The sequence below is a fragment of the Pseudomonas sp. P7758 genome, from assembly GCF_013386485.1.
GTDB lineage: Bacteria > Pseudomonadota > Gammaproteobacteria > Pseudomonadales > Pseudomonadaceae > Aquipseudomonas.
The window spans coordinates 1-16582 of the sequence record NZ_JACARS010000159.1; the positions used below are offsets into that span (position 1 = coordinate 1).

Genomic DNA, 16582 nt, shown 5'->3' on the forward strand with positions numbered 1-16582 from the left:
GTAAGAGCGGAACCATAAGTAGCCGTTACCTAAATAACGGATATGTACTCCCCCCAAAGCAAAAAAAAGGCCGCACCCTGCCAAGGAGACGGCCAAAAAAATTGTCGAGGCATTTGAAACTAACGTGCAGTAATCACCGACAGCTTGGTAATCCCCGCGCGCTCGATAGACGCCATGGCTCGCGCCACTTCGCCATAGTTCACTCCATCATCAGCCTGCAGTTGCACCCGCACATCCGGGTCCTTGGCCTTGGCCGACTGCAAGTTGAACTCCAGCAAATCCGGCTGGATTTCATCCTTGTTGATAAACAGTTTCCCGGCCGCATCAATGCTCACCACCAGCGGGTCCTTCTGCTCCACCGGGGCCACGGCCTCGGTCTTGGGCAAGTTGATCGGAATCGCATTGGTCAACAACGGCGCCGTGACGATAAACACCACCAGCAGCACCAGCATCACGTCCACCAGCGGCGTAACGTTGATCTCGCTCAGCACCTCATCACTGTCTTGCGTGGAGAAGGCCATCTCAGGACGCCTCCTTCACTTTTTGCGCGCCACCCTGGGCACCGGCCTTGCTCAGCGTCGGGTGCAGCAGCACGCGGAACGAGTTCTTCTGCGCCAGGCTGTAGAAGTCGTGGGCGAAGTCGTCCAGGTCAGCAGCCGTGAGCTTCAGGCGACGCAGGAAGTAGTTGTAAACCAGCACCGCCGGCACCGCGACGGCAATACCCACACCCGTGGCAACCAGTGCCGCACCGATCGGCCCGGCCACGGTTTCGAGGCTGGCGGAACCGGCGGCGCTGATGCCTTTCAGGGCTTCCATGATCCCCCACACAGTGCCGAACAGGCCGATAAACGGCGAGGTGCTGCCGATACTCGCAACCACGGCCAGGCCGGTCTCCAGGGAGCGACGCTCACGCACGATCTGTTGGCGCAAAGCGCGTTCAAGACGGTCCTGATGGTTGATCGCCTGGCTCAGGTCAGCAGCGTGTGGCGCCTCACCCACCTGGATCGCGGCGTAACCAGCCTGGGCCACACGAGCGGCGGCGCCGGGTTTGGTTTCAGCGAGTTCAGCGGCCGAGTCCAGGCTGGATGCCGCCCAGAACTGTTTGTGGAACTTGCGATCCTGGGACTTGAGGCGGCCGAACTGGACGCCCTTGAGCAGGGCCAGGCCCCAGGTAGCGACCGAAAAGACCACCAGCAGCCAGATCACCGCGCTTTCGATGGATTCAGTTGGAGATGCTAATGCCATGATGTTTTCCCTCTGTGCAGGTCGCGATGTGTCCAACACACCGCATCCAATAATTAATGAATCTTGAAATCGATCGGTACGCTGACCCAGCCGTCCTGGGCCACATCACCCTGCTTGGCCGGTACAAAACTCCAGCGCTTCACGGCAGCCAGTGCGGCTTCGTCGAGTTGCTGGCGACCACTGCTTTTCTGAATCTGGATCTCACCCGGCTTGCCGGTGGCCAATACATGCACCCGCAACAGCACCGTGCCTTCCCAACCCCGGCGCTGGGCCAGTGACGGGTATTCCGGCGCCGGGTTCTTCAGGTACGCGGCGTTGGCCGAGGCCGGTGTGACCGGCGCGGGCGCAGGCGGTGCCGGCGGTGCTGGAGCCGGTGGCGCGGGTACAGGCGGCGCGGGCGGCTGCTCGGCTACCGGTTTCGGTGCGGGCTTGGGCACAGGCTTTGGCACCGGCTTGGGTTTCGGAATCTTTTTCGGCGCCGGCTTGGCGGCCAATTCATCAACCACCGGCGGCGGTGGCTCGACAACCGGTGGCGGAGGCGGTGGCGGTACAGGCGGCGGCGGCTCCACAACCGGCGGAGCCGGCTGGGAAAATTCGATCGTCATCGGCGGGATTTCCGGCGGCACAATCGGCAGCACCGGGGTTGGCTTCTGGCTGACCCAATAGATCACCGCGCCATGCAAGGCCAGCGCGAGAATCCCCAACAGGATCGCTTCACGCCGACTCAACACACCCTTCGGGGTTTTCTGCGTACGCAACTGCCCCAACGGCGCGCGATGCGGCCGGCCAAGGTCGACCAACTCACCACCCGGTGCGTGGCGCCACTGCGCCTCTTGTGCACTGGCGGCGGTCTGGACATTGCCCATTGATTAACTCCCCTGCGGTCTTAAGCAAAAAAACCGACGGGCCTGCCTTGGCGGCCGTCGAGGGCTGAATCATCGGGGGCAGACGCTTATCTCTTAAAGTAATCTTTAAAGTTATAGATAGATCTAAATTGAATAACCGAAACATCCGGATACGCCGAAGCCACGTCCTGCGTGGCCTGGCGCCGAGGGGGAAAATCTCAATGCTTTTGAGGCATACAAAATATTCACTGAAGGCATGGCTCAGCGTGGATTACCGGCACACAAATTCTGCAATTGGCGTAGCAACGCCTGCCCGGCCGCACCAAGGCCGTTACGGCCATACAGCGCCAGCCGCACGCCCTGCACCGCAGGCAAACCGCTGTTCGCGCCCAACACCACGTGCCCGGGCTGCACCACCCGCACCGGCAACAGGCTGATCCCCAGTCCCGCCGCCACCGCCGAACACACGCTGGCCAAGCTGGCGCTGGAATAACCGATGCGCCAGCGCCAGCCGCCCACCTCCAGGTGATGCAGCATTTCATTGCGGTACAGGCCGCCGGCGGGAAACGCCACCAGCGGCAGCGGATCACGTCCCAGGGACGGCGAACTGCGGCTGTCGACCCAACACAACGGCTCCGGCCAGGACACCAGGCAGTCATCGCTGTCACCCATTTGCTTGACCAGCAGCACGTCGAATTCACCGCCGCGATAATCCCGCAACAATTCCGGCCCCAAGCCGCTGGTAACCTCCAGGCGCACCCGGGGATAAGCCTGCACAAACGCCGACAGCAGCGGCATCAGGCGCTCGGCCGCAAAGTCCTCGGGCACCGCCAGGCGCAACACGCCATCGCTCTGCTGATTGATCAGCACGTCGGCCGCCTCTTCGTGCAGCGCCAGGATGCGCCGCGCATACGCCAGCAAGCGCTCGCCCTCCACCGTGGCCACCACGCGGCGCTGATCCCGGTCGAGCACCTGGCTACCCAGTGCATCTTCCAGGCGGCGGATCTGTTGGCTGACCGTGGACTGGGTCAAGTGCAGCCGCTCGGCCGCGCGGGTGAAATTGCCGCAATCGACGACGGCAACAAAGCTGCGCAACAACACAGGATCGAACATGGGCTCACCATTCCATTTGCCACTGATTGGCATGGTTATATTTAATTTCAGAATACCCCTGCGGCTGCCCATACTTCACGCCTCATTGCGCACGAGGGGTTTTCCATGACTGACGATCAACAGCATCTGCATCACGCCGTGCAACTGGCCAAGGCCAACGTAGCTGCCGGTGGCCGCCCGTTTGGTGCCGTGCTGGTGCGTGACGGCGAGGTGCTGGTCGAGGCGGTCAACGAAATCCACTTGAGCCAGGACCCCACCGCCCACGCCGAGATGCTCGCCATCCGTGCCGCCAGCCAACAACTCGGCCCGCGCCTCGACGGTTGTGTGATCTACGCCAGCGGCCAGCCCTGCCCGATGTGCCTGAGTGCGATGCACCTGTGCGGCATATCCCGTGTGGTGTTCGCTGCCAGCAACGACGTGGCGGCGCCCTTTGGTTTGTCCACAGCAGCGATCTACCAGCAACTGGCGCTGCCGCTGGCGGAGCAAAAATTGCCCGTACAGCACCTGCCGCAGGCAGCGATGCAAGCCCTTTACCGCGAGTGGCAGGCCCTGCATGACGCTGAATAATTCGTTCGCCGGCAAGCTCGCCGGTTGGGGTTTGCTGGTGGTGCTCGGCCTGAACCTGCGGCCCATCCTCAGTTCCATCAGCCCGTTGCTGGGGGAAATCCGTCTGGCCACCGGCCTGAGTTTCCAGAGCAGCGCCCTGCTCACCAGCCTGCCGGTGATCTGCATGGGCCTGGTGGCGTTGGTGGGGGTGCGCCTGGAGGCGAAGCTGGGGGAGCGTCGCGGAATCGCCCTGGGCTTGATGATGATTCTGCTGGCGTGCCTCGCGCGCTGGCTGTTTGGCCAGGCGCCGGCGCTGCTGGCCACGGCATTGTTCGGCGGTGCGGGTGTGGCGCTGATCCAGGCGCTGGTGCCGGCGATGATCAAGCGCCAGTTTCACCAGCGCGTGCCGTTGGCGATGGGGGTTTACTCGGCTTCGCTGATGGGCGGCGGTGGCTTGGCCGCCCTGCTCAGCCCGTTGGTGGCGGGGCATTTCCAGCAGTGGCAGGCGGGGCTCGGGATCTGGCTGCTACCGGCCCTGGGCGCACTATTGTTGTGGGCGTGGCTGCCGTTGGGTGCGGCGAAAAACCCGCAGGTGACGGCGCCGTTCCAGGGCCTGCGCAACCGTCGGGCGTGGTTGCTGGCGCTGTATTTCGGCCTGGTGAATTGCGGCTACATGAGCATGGTCGCGTGGCTGCCGGCCTACTACCAGCAGTTGGGTTGGGGCGTACTGCCCAGTGGTTCGCTGCTGGCGTTCATGACGATCTTCCAGGTAATCGCCGCGCTGCTGATGCCGGCCCTGGCGCAACGTAGCATTGATCGTCGACCGTTACTGAGCATCAGCCTGCTGGCCCAGACCGTGGGCTATATCGGCCTGCTGACGGCGCCGCTGGAGTTCCCCCACCTGTGGGTGGCGTTGATCGGTTTCGGCCTGGGAGCGTGTTTCGCCCTGAGCCTGTTGCTGACCCTGGATCACCGCCGCGACCCTCGGGAGGCCGGCCAACTGGCGGCGTTCGTCCAGGGCGTGGGCTTTTTGATCAACGCCGTATCACCGTGGCTGACCGGCTGGCTGCGGGAATTGACTGGCAGTTTCGTCAGCGCCTGGATGGTGCTGACGCTGACGGTGGTGGCGATGCTGATACTCACCCGGGTGTTCAGCCCGGCCACCTACCGCACAGGCTCTATGGATATGCAATTTGAATCTAGATAAAACAATGAACATTCTTTTGCGGAATAAGCGAGGCGATTAGAATCGCGGTTTCCTTCAGGACGCCGGAAAACTCCATGGACCTTCGCCAACTGCGCTACTTCATTGCTCTGAATGAGTACCGCAGTTTTGTGCGCGCCGCCGACGCCATGGGCATTACCCAGCCGGCGTTCAGCCGCAGCATCCAAAGCCTGGAACAGGAGTTTGGCTGTGTGCTGGTGGACCGCGCCCACAAAGACCTGCGCCCCACTCCGGAGGGCCAGGTGGTGTTGCAACATGCCTTGTCGCTCGTTCAGGGCGCGGCGCGGCTGAGCCACGAAGTCACCCGCATGACCAAGCTCGACGCCGGCGAATTGCGCTTTGGCTGCGATGCCGTGGCGGCGGTGAACCTGGTGCCTGGAGCGATCGCACGGTTTGTCGGCGCTCATCCACGAGTACGCAGCGGTTTGCATGTGGATAACTGGGAAAAACTCGGACGCAGTTTGAGTCGCGAAGAGATCGAATTCTTCATCGCCGATGTGCGCCACTTCGAGGCCGATCCGAACTTCCAGACCCAGGCCCTGACACCCCGGCGCAACGTATTTTTCTGCCGCGCCGGGCACCCGTTACTGGCCAAGGACAGCCTCTCGACCAACGACTTGTTTGACTACCCGCTGGCCACACCGCTGATCGCTCCCGGGGTACGCAAGCTACTGGCCAACCTGAGCGGGCGTGTCGACTTTTCTCCCGCTATCGAACTGGAGCAGTTTGCGGCGCTGGCGGCCATCGTGCACCAGTCCAATGCGATTGGCCTGGGTGCAGAGGATGCGTTTGCCGAAGACTTTGCCCGTGGCGCACTGACGGTGTTGCACTGGCGCAACGTGCCTCACAGCCTCGACAGTTTGAACAACCGCTGCGGGATCATCAGCCGTACCGGGTTTCGCTTGTCGCCGGCGGCGAAGGCGATGATCGAAACCCTGATCGCCGTGGATACCCCCTCTGCTGAAGCAAGCTTGCTCGCCCGCAATTAAAAAACCAGGCTTGCGCGCGACAGCCCATTCTCTTGATTTCAATGAAACTGTTATCGGCAATCAGCGGGTTTTTTCGCCTGCCGGGAACCGACACCATTGGCTCCAGAACAGAAAACCCTGGAGCCCTGCCATGTACTTGAAATACCCAATCAGTTGGACTGCCCTTGCCTTGGCAGCGGCCCTCACCGGCACCGCCGCCCAGGCTTCCATGCCGGCGAACCTGCCCGCCGATCAGAGCGTTGGCGCCATCGAGCAGGTGCACGCCTTCCACGATGCCATGCCCACCGGCGTGAGCGTTACCGAGACCGGACGCATCTTTGTCAACTTTCCTCGCTGGGGCGACGAGGTGCCGTTTACCGTCGCAGAATTGCGCGACGGCAAAGTCGTACCCTACCCTGACCAGGCGATAAACCAGGCCAACCCCAAAGACCCGGCCAAAGGGTTTATCAGCGTACAAAGCGTGGTGGCCGACGGGCGCGGACGCCTCTGGATACTGGACACCGCGGCGCCTGGCTTCTCGCCTCCACAGCCAGGTGGTGCCAAGCTCGTCGCAGTTGAGCTCGCCACCAACAAGGTGGTCAAGACCCTCGTATTCCCGAAAAACGTCATGCTGCCCGGCACCTACGTCAACGACATGCGCTTTGATTTTCGCGTGGGTGACCAAGGCGTGATCTATATCACCGACTCTTCACTTACCGGCCCGGGCGCGATCATCGTCATGGACATCGCCAGTGGCACGGCCATACGCCGGCTCAGTGGTGCACCCTCGACCTCGGTCGACCCGAACTTCGTACCCACGGTCGAAGGCCAGGTCCTGAAAGTGCGGGATGCCAAAGGCGGCACCCAGCCTTTTGCCGTGGCTTCGGACGGCATCGCCCTGTCGGCTGATGGGCAGACCTTGTATTTCTGCCCGCTGTCGAGTCGGCACCTGTACGCCATCCCCACGGCACTGCTGCGTGACGAGACAGTCAGCGAAGCACGGCTCGAAATGGCGGTCAAAGACCTCGGGGAAAAAGGCGCCTCGGACGGGCTTGAAGCCGACGCCTCGGGGGCCGTGTATGCCGGCGACTACGAAAACAACAGCGTGCGCAAACGGCTGGCGAACGGGCAATGGCAGACCATCGTCCATGATCCGCGTGTGCTTTGGCCCGACACACTGTCAATCGGTCCTGATGGCTACCTGTACTTCATCGCCAATCAGCTGCACCGCCAAAGCATCTTTCACGCAGGCAAAGACTTGCGCCAGAAACCCTACAGCCTGCTGCGCGTGAAGATCGATGCCGCGCCGGCGCCCACACACTAGCGGCGCCGAAGCATGAATATTGATGCGTTGAACCTGTTCATGCGATCAACAGAGCTGGGCAATATCACCGCAGCCGGCAGGGAGCTGGGACTCGCGCCCTCGGTGGCCAGCCACAAACTGGCGAAGCTTGAAGAATACCTGGGCATGCGCCTGCTGCATCGCACCACTCGCCAGGTCAGCCTGACCGAAGACGGTGCGCTGTTTCTGCCCCATGCAATCCGGGTGCTGGCAGCCGTGGACGAGGCCTATCTGGTCGCGGTGAAAGGCAAGGACGTGGCCAAGCGGGTGTTAAGAGTATCCGCCCCCGGGTCCTTCGCGCGGATGTGCCTGATGCCGGCCATTACCCGGTTCCTGCACGCCAACCCGAAGCTGAAGATCGACCTGATACTGTCCGATCAAATGCAGGACCTGACCGAGATCGGGATTGATGTGGCAATCCGCATCGCCGCCCTGAAGGACTCATCCCTGGTGGCGCGCAAGCTCGGCTGCGACAGACGCATCCTGTGTGCGGCACCCGCCTACCTCCAGGCGCATGGCGAACCGACTTCACCTGCGGAGCTGGTCAATCATTCCTGCATCCTGCTGGGCGACGAGGACCATTGGCGTTTCGTGGGTGCCCAGTCACACAAAGTCACGGCAATCAGTGGTTCGCTCAGAGTCAATTGCGGCGAAAGCGCACGGCTTGCCGCGGAGGGTGGGCTCGGCATCGTCTCTGTTTCACAGTGGAACGCCAGGCCCTCACTGGAAAGCGGCGCATTGGTGGAAATCATGCCGTCCTGTGTCCTGGAGCAAACCCGGGATATCTGGGCGATCTACCCCAGCGCGCGGTTGATCTCATCCAAGGCTCGGGCTTTCGTCGAGTTCATGATCGCCGAGTTCCAGGGCGATTTTTAGCATAGGGAAAAAATCATGACGGTGACTCACCAAGCTGCAGGCAGAACAAATCTCGCGAGCGGCCAACGCGTCGTTCGACTAGGGGTGACAGACTTGTCTTACCATCGGGTTACCGCTGCGGTGGTAGCGCTGGTGTTGCAACGCATGGGCCTGACCGGACAAAGACGGCCGTTCGATTCCGAGGCCTTTTACGAATTCTGAATTCGCGGCAGGCTGGCTACAAGGGCCTGCTCACTGAGGCTAGTTTGGCGATGCAGATGTTCTGCAATCTCCCCAAACCGAGGATTCCAACATGCTCTACCTGGTTTTCAGCGGCACCATCAAAGAAGGCAAACAGGCCGAGTTCTATCGTGATGTAGCGGCCGTTTCACAAAAGCTCACCCACCAGCACGACAAGGCCGTGGTCTATCAATGGCATAAGGATGAAGAGAACCCCAACCGGTTCTTTCTCAACGAACAGTGGGAAAGCGTCGCGGACCTGCACGCGCATTTCGAAACGCTCTACAAAGCCTTCGGCCCGGCGAAACCCACCGAGCGCCTGCCGGCGAAAATCCTCGCGTACCTGGATGAAGCACAGGTGAACTTCTACCAGGCCATTCAGTAAATCGCACCCGGTCACCCCAGGGTGACCGGGACGCTTGCTCAGCTCGCTGTCGTTTCCACCGGGTTGAGTTCGCTCAGCCGTCCCTCCTGGCGCGCAAACCGATTGGCCCGGGCAAACGTGCCGAAATCGTTGAAGCGCACGCCCATCTCCGCCATCACCTTGTGCGCCGTTTTCACCGTCATCTGGCGGATGTAGAACGGCTCCTTGACCACAAAGTGATGAATCCCGTGGGTGCTGCCGAAGTTGAAGCAGAACGCTTGCAACGGCCACAGCCACAACGGGTTGAGCACCTGGGTTTGCTGGATCACGTTGCCCGGCTCGATGTCGCCGTAGTAGTGCATGTTGGAGCTGACAAAGTGCAGGCAGAAGGTGCGCAGCACGTTGGGGCCGATGATCACCACGGCGGCGATGTCGATGACGTGCATCACCGCCAGCGTGTTGGCCGACCAGTCGATCGGCGCGCCCAGCAGGCTGGCGATGCCATTCGCGGCATGAAAGCCGAGGAACACATACCACGCGCCCCAATGCAGCAGCGCCAGCGGTGCGTAGACCAGCGCCGTGCGCTTGAGAATGCCCAGCTTGTGCTTCCAGGACGGTGCGCGCAGCACCCGGATCAGTGCTGACATGATGTTGTCGCCGACCATCAGCAAGCGTGCCAGGCCCCACGGTTCACCGTTGGTGATTGCGCGCTCTTCGATGTCGGTTTCGCTGCCGGAAACCTTGTGGTGATTGAGGTGGATATGGCGCCGTACCCAAGGGTTGATGGTGCTGGGCCGCGCCAGCCACACCAGGCCCATCATCAGGTTGTGGGGCAGGCGCTGCTTGCGAAAGTACATGCTGTGGATCAGGTCGTGTTCCAGTTCGTGGGTCAATGACGCGAGGAATGCGTTGAGCAGCAGGCACACCCACCACGCCATGTGCCCGGTGATATACAGCGCCGCCGAACCCAGCATGCCCACCAGGGCAAAGGCCAGGATGCCCGCGCCCAACGCATCCTGATGCAGCAGCCAGGGGTGGCGCTGGCGCAATAACAGCCCCTCGGCCAGCACCACTTCACGGATATGCGCTGAACGCTGTTGTGCGTTCATCTGCCGGGGACTTGCAGAAGTACCGTCCATGCTTCCATCCTCTGTCTTATTGATGCGTACATCCTGCCCTATGCGATCTGGCGGGACGCTAGCCCCACACGCCAACCTGTTGACCGCAAGCGCCAATCAACATGACCGAACCGACCTCTCTCGCCAGCTGGACCCGCGCCCTGCGCAAGCAGCTCGACGCCCTGGGCCTCGACAGCGCCGCGCTGTGCGCCCAGGCCGGGCTCGACCCGCAGTTGATGGAAGATCCGAACGCGCGCTACCCGCTATCGGCCACCACGCGCCTGTGGGAACTGGCGGTACAGGCCAGCGGCGACCCGGCGATTGGCTTGCGGGTGTCGCGGTTTGTCAGCCCCACCACCTTTCACGCGCTGGGATATGCGCTGGTGGCCAGCGGCAGCCTGCGGGAAGTGTTCGAGCGGATCGTGCGCTATCACCAGGTGGTCAGCGACGCACTGAGCCTGGAGCTTAGCCGGGAGGGCGAACGTTACCGCTTTCGCCTGCAACAGCCCGCCGGTACACCCGCACCCGCGTTTGAGGCGATTGATGCGTTCGCCGCGATTTACGTGCGCACCTGCCGCAATCGCCTGGGCCGGGAGTACGCGCCGCTGGCGGTGTACCTGCGGCGGCCCGAGCCGGCTGATCCCAAGCCGTGGCACACGGTATTTCGCGCACCGGTGTTTTTTGCCGCCGAGGAAGACCGTCTGGAATTTGCGGCACGGGACTTTGACAGCCACCTGGACGATGCCAACCCCGAGTTGGCCGAGCACAATGAAACCGTGCTCAAGCGCACCCTGGCGCAACTGCGGCCGCTGACCTGGGAACGCAAGGTGCGTTCGGCCATCGAAGCGCAGTTGCCTGACGGTGAGCCGAGCGCCGAGCGCATCGCCCAGGCGTTGCATCTGAGTTTGCGCAGCTTGCAGCGGCATCTGGCGGATGAGGGCTGCCGGTTTGATGCGCTGCTGAACGAATGCCGGGAGAACCTCGCGCTGCTGCATCTGCGGGATCCCGAGTGTTCGCTGGCGGAGATCAGTCATTTGCTGGGGTTTGCCGATACCAGCAGCTTCAACCGGGCGTTCAAGCGCTGGACCGGGATCACGCCGGGGCAGTTTCGGGATGGGTTGAGGTAGCTGGAGTTGCGGCGGCTGCGAGGGCCTCTTCGCGAGCAAGCCCGCTCCCACATTTGACCGCATTCCAAAGGATGTACTCGGTCAAATGTGGGAGCGGGCTTGCTCGCGAAAGCGGTCGATCAAACACCACAAAAGCCAGATCAGTCAGCGCCCGCGATCCCGCCGCAACACCTTCTTCACCCGCGCCACCAACGCCCGGGCCTCAAACGGCTTGAGCAAATAATCATCCTCATGCAATTCCAGCCCACGCAGCCGATCTTCAATCCCGTCCGGCGTGGTCAAAAACAACATCGGCGTCTCACCCTTCAACCGGATCGCCTGCTGCAGCTTCCAGGCATTCAGCCCCGGCAGCATCACATCCAGGATCACCAGGTCGTATTCGGTGCTTTCCACAAAGCGCAGGGCCGCCATGCCATTGGCCGCCACCTCCACGGTGTAGCTGGCCTCTTCAAGACTGCGGCCCATCGCCTCGGCCGCCTCTGACTCGTGTTCCACTAGCAGGACGCGCATAACACACCTCGAATAATCGTGAACGCAGGCTACCACCCTCAGGCATGCGCCGCCTCGCGCAAACGTTGCGGGTCGAGGATTTCGATCTCGCCATAGCCCAGGCGCACGATGCCCTGGCCTTGCAGATCCTTGAGCAACGCATTGGTGGTCTGGCGCGACAGGCTCAGCATCGCGGCCAAGTCTTCCTGGGGCAGTTGCAGCACCTGCCGGGCCTGCTCGATGTCGCCATAGCCCTCGGCGATCATCAGCAGGCGGTGCGCCACTCGCACCGACGCCGGCATCAGGCTCAATTGCTCGATATTGATAAAGGTCAGGCGCAGTTTCTGGCTCATCAACAGGGCCATGTCGCGCCAGTAACGCGGAGTCTCTTCGAGGATCTGCAGCAACGCCGGTTGTGGCACCTGCAACAACGTACAAGGCCCGACCGCGCAGGCGTCGTGGGTGCGGGGCAACCCATCGAACAGGGAGATCTCGCCGAACCAGTACGGCAACTCCGCCAGGCTCAACACTGCCTCCTTGCCCTGCTCGTTTACCGCGCTGATACGCAGGGAGCCCTCCAGCACCGCATACAACCCACACGGCGGATCGCCGCGTTTGAACAGGTATTGCCCCGCCGTCAGCTGCCGCAACCGGGCGCTGGCCAGCAAGCTATTCTGTAGATCAGCAGGCAGATGGCTGTACCAGTGACCGATGGCCAGCCGTGGGTGCCATTTCTCTACATCCATGCGAACTCCGAAGATTGTCGGCCAGTTGACAGTGTGTCGCGGGCCTACAGGGCATGATCAAACATCCTACAGGAGGAACAACAATGAAAAGCCTCGTCGACCATCTCAGTCAATACGCCGCCTACCACCGCGACCCGCGTAATATCGCCAGCCACTTTATCGGCATCCCGCTGATCGTCGTGGCCGTGGCCGTGCTGCTGTCACGCCCCGAATGGACGGTGGCCGGGCTGTGGCTGTCGCCCGCGGTGTTAGTGGCGCTGCTTTCGGCATGGTTCTACCTGCGCCTGGAACTGGCGCTCGGCGTGCTGATGACGGTGCTGATGGGCCTGTCGGTGTGGGCCGGGCATGTGCTGGCGGCACAAAGCACGCTGGTGTGGCTGAGCAGCGGCATCGGCATGTTCGTGGTGGGCTGGGTGATCCAGTTTGTGGGGCATTACTACGAGGGGCGCAAGCCGGCGTTTGTCGATGACGTGTCCGGGTTGATCGTGGGGCCGTTGTTCGTGGTGGCGGAGTTGGCGTTCCTGGTGGGGCTGCGGCATGAGCTGAAGCGGCAGATTGAAGAGCGCTCAGGGCCCGTGGCCGTGCGGCACAAGAACGCCACGGCCTGAGCAACACTGGAGATCCAAATGTGGGAGCGGGCTTGCTCGCGAAAGCGGAGTGTCAGTCACCGGATGTACCGACTGAACCACCGCATTCGCGAGCAAGCCCGCTCCCACATGGGTTTTGCGGCGCTTTTAGGCTTTTTGCCAGACCTTGGGCTTGAAGAACAACGTCTCGCCCCGCGCCAAACCCGTCAGGCTGTCGTGGTCTTTCACCACTTCAGCCTCGATCAACTCGCTCTGGCCTTCGACCTTCAGGGTCACCCGGGTGGTCGCGCCAAGCGGGCGAATATCACGCACTTCAGCCGCGTGGTGGTCTTCCAGTTCATGGCGCGACAGCGACACTTCATGCGGGCGGAACAGCACGTGCTTGTCTTCACCCAAATGCAGGCGGTTGGAGTCGCCGAGGAAGTGATAAACAAAATCACTGGCCGGGTTTTCGTAGACTTCGCCCGGTGAGCCAATCTGCTCGATCACGCCCTTGTTCATCACCACGATGCGGTCCGCCACTTCCATGGCTTCTTCCTGGTCGTGGGTCACGAACACCGAGGTCAGGTTGATGTCTTCGTGCAGGCGCGCCAGCCACCGGCGCAGTTCTTTACGGACCTTGGCATCGAGGGCGCCGAAGGGTTCATCCAGCAGCAGCACTTTCGGCTCTACCGCCAGGGCGCGCGCCAGGGCGATACGCTGGCGCTGGCCGCCGGAGAGTTGTTCCGGGTAGCGATCCGACAGCCAATCGAGCTGCACCATGTTCAGCAGCTCGTGGACTTTCACGGCGATCTGGCTTTCGGTGGGGCGCTGGTTTTTCGGTTTCATGCGCAGGCCGAACGCGACGTTGTCGAACACGGTCATGTGGCGGAACAGCGCGTAGTGCTGGAACACAAAGCCGACGTTGCGATCACGCACGTCGTGGCCGGAGACGTCTTCACCATGGAACACGATGTTGCCGGCATCCGGGGTTTCGAGACCGGCGATGATCCGCAGCAGGGTGGTCTTGCCGCAGCCGGACGGGCCCAGCAACGCCACCAGCTCGCCACTCTGGATGTCCAGATTGATGCTGTTCAGGGCCTTGAAGGCGTTGAAATTCTTGCTGACATTACGGACTTCGATCGACATGACTTATTCCTCACCAGCACTTTTGCGCAGGCGGTTGATACGGTTCTCGCTCCACTGCTTGAGCAGCAGGATGAAGAGCGCCAGGATCAGCAACAGGCTCGCGACGGCAAACGCGGCGACGTGGTTGTATTCGTTGTAGAGGATCTCGACGTGCAGCGGCAAGGTGTTGGTCACGCCGCGAATGTGGCCGGACACCACCGACACCGCACCGAACTCACCCATGGCCCGCGCGGTACACAGCACCACGCCGTAGATCAGGCCCCACTTGATGTTCGGCACGGTGACATGCCAGAACATCTGCCAGCCGTTGGCGCCCAGCAGGCGCGCGGCCTCTTCTTCCTGGGTGCCCTGCTCCTGCATCAGCGGGATCAGCTCACGGGCCACGAACGGCACGGTGACGAAGATGGTCGCCAGCACGATGCCCGGCAAGGCGAACACGATCTGGATGTCATGGTCTTGCAGCCACGGGCCAAAGAAGCCCTGGGCGCCGAACATCAACACGTAGACCAGGCCGGCGATCACCGGCGATACCGAGAACGGCAGGTCGATCAGGGTCACCAGGATACTTTTGCCACGGAACGAGTACTTGCTCACGCACCAGGCGGCGCTGACGCCGAACACCACGTTGAGCGGTACCGAAATCACCACGGCGATCACCGTGAGTTTCAGCGCCGACAGCGCGTCCGGCTCAAGGATCGCGGTGAAGAACGCACCCAGGCCATTCTTCAGGCCCTGGGACACCACGATAAACAGCGGCAGCAACAAAAACAGGAAGAACACCAGCCAGCCAAGGCTGATCAGGATGCGTCGGGACACCGCACTGCCACGACGGGCAGCGTTGGCCGAGGACGCGGCGGAAATAGACGATTGGGACATGTTCCGCGCCTCCTTATGGGTGTTCGATGCGCCGCTGCAGCAAGTTGATCAGCAGCAGCAGGACAAAGGAAACCACCAGCATCAGCACACCGATGGACGTGGCGCCGTGGTAGTCGTATTGGTCGAGCTTGACCATGATCAGCAACGGCAGGATCTCGGTTTTCATCGGCATGTTGCCGGCGATGAAGATCACCGAACCGTACTCACCGACACCTCGTGCAAACGCCAAGGCGAAGCCGGTCAACCAGGCAGGCAGCAGCGCCGGTACCAGGATGTAGCGGAACACTTGCAGGGGCTTGGCGCCGAGACAGGCGGCGGCTTCTTCGATTTCCCGGGGGATATCGGCCAACACCGGCTGCACGGTACGCACCACGAATGGCAGCGTGACGAAGGTCAGCGCGAGAGTGATGCCCAGGGGGGTGTAGGCGATCTTGAAGCCCAGGTCGGCGGCGAACTGGCCTACCAGCCCGGTGGGCGTGTACAGCGCGGTGAGTGCAATACCGGCGACGGCGGTGGGCAGGGCGAACGGCAAGTCGATCATCGCATCGATGATCTTGCGCCCGGGGAAGGTGTAGCGCACCAGTACCCACGCCAGCAGGGTACCGATCACGCCGTTGATGATCGCGGCATACAACGCAGTGCCGAAGCTCAGTTTCAACGCCGCCAGCACACGCGGTGCGGAGATGATGTTCCAGAACTGATCCCAGGTGAGTTGAGCGGCATGTACAAACATCGCCGCAAGGGGGATGAGTACGATCAGGCTGAGGTACACCACGGTGTAGCCCAGCGTCAGCCCGAAGCCGGGTATGACGGGGGAGATACGACGCGACATAAGAGTCCTTGGTTAGCGGGTAGATACCACTGTAGGAGCGAGCTTCTGTGGGAGCTGGCTTGCCTGCGATGCCGGCACCTCGGTGTATCAGCTACACCGAGGTGATGCTATCGCGGGCAAGCCCGGCTCCCACAGAAAGCTGGCTCCTACAGTTTGATTTTGCTTACTGCGCCGAGTAGATCTGGTCGAACACGCCACCGTCATTGAAGAATTTCGGTTGGGCAGTTTTCCAGCCGCCGAAGTCTTTGTCGATAGTCACCAGGTCCAGTTTCGGGAACTGCTGGGCGTATTTGGCGGCGACTTTCTCATCGCGTGGGCGGTAGAAGTTCTTCGCCGCAATCTCCTGGCCAGCCGGGCTGTACAGGTGCTTGAGGTACTCGGTGGCGATCTCGGTATTGCCCTTTTTCTCGGCGTTCTTGTCGACCACCGCCACTGGCGGCTCGGCGAGGATCGACAGCGAAGGTACAACGATGTCGAACTTGTCGGCGCCGCCGTCTTCCTTCAGGGCCAGGAAGGCTTCGTTTTCCCAGGCCAGCAACACGTCACCCTGACCGTTGTTGACGAAGGTGATGGTCGAACCGCGCGCGCCGGTGTCGAGGATCGGCACGTGCTTGAACAGCTCTTTCACGTATTCCTGGGCCTTGGCTTCGCTGCCACCGGCTTTCAGGCCGTAGGCCCAGGCGGCTAGGAAGTTCCAGCGGGCGCCGCCGGAGGTTTTCGGGTTCGGGGTGATCACCGACACGTCTTTCTTGATCAGGTCGCCCCAATCCTTGATGCCTTTAGGGTTGCCCTTGCGTACCAGGAACACGATGGTCGAGGTGTACGGGGTGCTGGCGTCCGGCAGGCGGGTTTGCCAGTTTTCCGGCAGGGTCTTGCCCAGTTTTGCGATTTCGTCGATGTCGCCGGCCAGGGCCAGGGTCACGACGTCGGCGCGCA

General features: G+C 61.9%; 18 protein-coding genes and 1 pseudogene. 8 read left to right on the top strand and 11 right to left on the bottom strand.

From position 1 onward, the window contains the following. Positions 1 to 119 precede the first annotated feature (119 nt). From HX873_RS27985 to HX873_RS28000, 4 genes are all read right to left on the bottom strand, one after another. Positions 120 to 521: a biopolymer transporter ExbD gene (locus tag HX873_RS27985; RefSeq protein WP_003218118.1), complete on the bottom strand. Its 402-nt coding sequence runs from the start codon at positions 519 to 521 to the stop codon at positions 120 to 122. Position 522: 1 nt separating this feature from the next. Then, positions 523 to 1248 (bottom strand): MotA/TolQ/ExbB proton channel family protein, encoded by a 726-nt coding sequence (locus HX873_RS27990; protein WP_085984637.1) that lies wholly within the window; start codon positions 1246 to 1248, stop codon positions 523 to 525. 50 nt (positions 1249 to 1298) lie between these two features. Then, complete coding sequence (locus HX873_RS27995; RefSeq protein ID WP_003218120.1) at positions 1299 to 2111, bottom strand: energy transducer TonB; 813 nt, start codon at positions 2109 to 2111, stop codon at positions 1299 to 1301. 240 nt (positions 2112 to 2351) lie between these two features. Continuing rightward, a complete protein-coding gene (locus HX873_RS28000) occupies positions 2352 to 3203 on the bottom strand; it encodes a LysR family transcriptional regulator (RefSeq protein ID WP_177123512.1) in 852 nt (283 codons plus the stop codon). A gap of 105 nt (positions 3204 to 3308) precedes the next feature. Between HX873_RS28000 and HX873_RS28005 the strand changes: the two genes are divergently transcribed. The 6 genes from HX873_RS28005 (at position 3309) to HX873_RS28030 (ending at position 8764) form a co-directional block, all read left to right on the top strand. Next, positions 3309 to 3770 carry a nucleoside deaminase gene (locus HX873_RS28005; RefSeq protein WP_134325533.1) on the top strand — a complete coding sequence of 154 codons (462 nt, stop codon included), beginning with the start codon at positions 3309 to 3311 and terminating at the stop codon, positions 3768 to 3770. Continuing rightward, on the top strand, positions 3757 to 4956 hold the full coding sequence (locus HX873_RS28010; RefSeq protein WP_177123513.1) for a CynX/NimT family MFS transporter: 1200 nt from the start codon (positions 3757 to 3759) through the stop codon (positions 4954 to 4956). Before HX873_RS28005 ends, HX873_RS28010 begins: the two co-directional genes overlap by 14 nt. A 74-nt stretch (positions 4957 to 5030) precedes the next feature. Next, positions 5031 to 5963 carry a LysR family transcriptional regulator gene (locus tag HX873_RS28015; protein WP_102606282.1) on the top strand — a complete coding sequence of 311 codons (933 nt, stop codon included), beginning with the start codon at positions 5031 to 5033 and terminating at the stop codon, positions 5961 to 5963. Positions 5964 to 6093: 130 nt separating this feature from the next. Then, the gene (locus HX873_RS28020) at positions 6094 to 7266 is read left to right on the top strand and encodes an L-dopachrome tautomerase-related protein (protein ID WP_003218125.1); all 1173 of its coding nucleotides are present in this window, start codon (positions 6094 to 6096) and stop codon (positions 7264 to 7266) included. 12 nt (positions 7267 to 7278) lie between these two features. After that, entirely contained in the window at positions 7279 to 8160 is an 882-nt protein-coding gene (locus tag HX873_RS28025; protein ID WP_177123514.1) for a LysR family transcriptional regulator, read from the top strand. A gap of 292 nt (positions 8161 to 8452) precedes the next feature. Further along, positions 8453 to 8764, top strand: coding sequence for a putative quinol monooxygenase (locus HX873_RS28030; RefSeq protein ID WP_003218128.1), 312 nt, complete (start codon positions 8453 to 8455; stop codon positions 8762 to 8764). Between the two features lie 38 nt (positions 8765 to 8802). Here the strand turns inward: HX873_RS28030 and HX873_RS28035 are convergent, their stop codons facing one another. Beyond that, the gene (locus tag HX873_RS28035) at positions 8803 to 9882 is read right to left on the bottom strand and encodes a fatty acid desaturase (RefSeq protein ID WP_177123515.1); all 1080 of its coding nucleotides are present in this window, start codon (positions 9880 to 9882) and stop codon (positions 8803 to 8805) included. A gap of 101 nt (positions 9883 to 9983) precedes the next feature. On the opposite strand from HX873_RS28035, the gene HX873_RS28040 reads away from it, so the two are divergent. Next, the gene (locus HX873_RS28040) at positions 9984 to 10988 is read left to right on the top strand and encodes an AraC family transcriptional regulator (RefSeq protein ID WP_087693638.1); all 1005 of its coding nucleotides are present in this window, start codon (positions 9984 to 9986) and stop codon (positions 10986 to 10988) included. A gap of 144 nt (positions 10989 to 11132) precedes the next feature. Here the strand turns inward: HX873_RS28040 and HX873_RS28045 are convergent, their stop codons facing one another. Both HX873_RS28045 and HX873_RS28050 read right to left on the bottom strand, forming a co-directional pair. Continuing rightward, the gene (locus HX873_RS28045) at positions 11133 to 11498 is read right to left on the bottom strand and encodes a response regulator (protein WP_003218132.1); all 366 of its coding nucleotides are present in this window, start codon (positions 11496 to 11498) and stop codon (positions 11133 to 11135) included. Positions 11499 to 11536: 38 nt separating this feature from the next. Then, the gene (locus HX873_RS28050) at positions 11537 to 12223 is read right to left on the bottom strand and encodes a Crp/Fnr family transcriptional regulator (protein WP_177123516.1); all 687 of its coding nucleotides are present in this window, start codon (positions 12221 to 12223) and stop codon (positions 11537 to 11539) included. Between the two features lie 83 nt (positions 12224 to 12306). Here HX873_RS28050 and HX873_RS28055 point away from each other — a divergent pair, with 83 nt between their 5' ends. Then, the gene (locus HX873_RS28055) at positions 12307 to 12831 is read left to right on the top strand and encodes a DUF962 domain-containing protein (protein ID WP_177123517.1); all 525 of its coding nucleotides are present in this window, start codon (positions 12307 to 12309) and stop codon (positions 12829 to 12831) included. A gap of 126 nt (positions 12832 to 12957) precedes the next feature. On the opposite strand, the gene HX873_RS28060 is transcribed toward HX873_RS28055, so the two are convergent. The 4 genes and pseudogenes from HX873_RS28060 to HX873_RS28075 form a co-directional block, all read right to left on the bottom strand. Then, a complete protein-coding gene (locus HX873_RS28060; protein WP_003218138.1) occupies positions 12958 to 13938 on the bottom strand; it encodes a sulfate/molybdate ABC transporter ATP-binding protein in 981 nt (326 codons plus the stop codon). Between the two features lie 3 nt (positions 13939 to 13941). Continuing rightward, a complete protein-coding gene (gene cysW / locus HX873_RS28065) occupies positions 13942 to 14814 on the bottom strand; it encodes a sulfate ABC transporter permease subunit CysW (protein WP_003218139.1) in 873 nt (290 codons plus the stop codon). Positions 14815 to 14827: 13 nt separating this feature from the next. After that, a complete protein-coding gene (gene cysT / locus HX873_RS28070) occupies positions 14828 to 15646 on the bottom strand; it encodes a sulfate ABC transporter permease subunit CysT (RefSeq protein WP_003218141.1) in 819 nt (272 codons plus the stop codon). 163 nt (positions 15647 to 15809) lie between these two features. After that, positions 15810 to 16582, bottom strand: a pseudogene (locus HX873_RS28075) (sulfate ABC transporter substrate-binding protein); the annotation flags it as partial.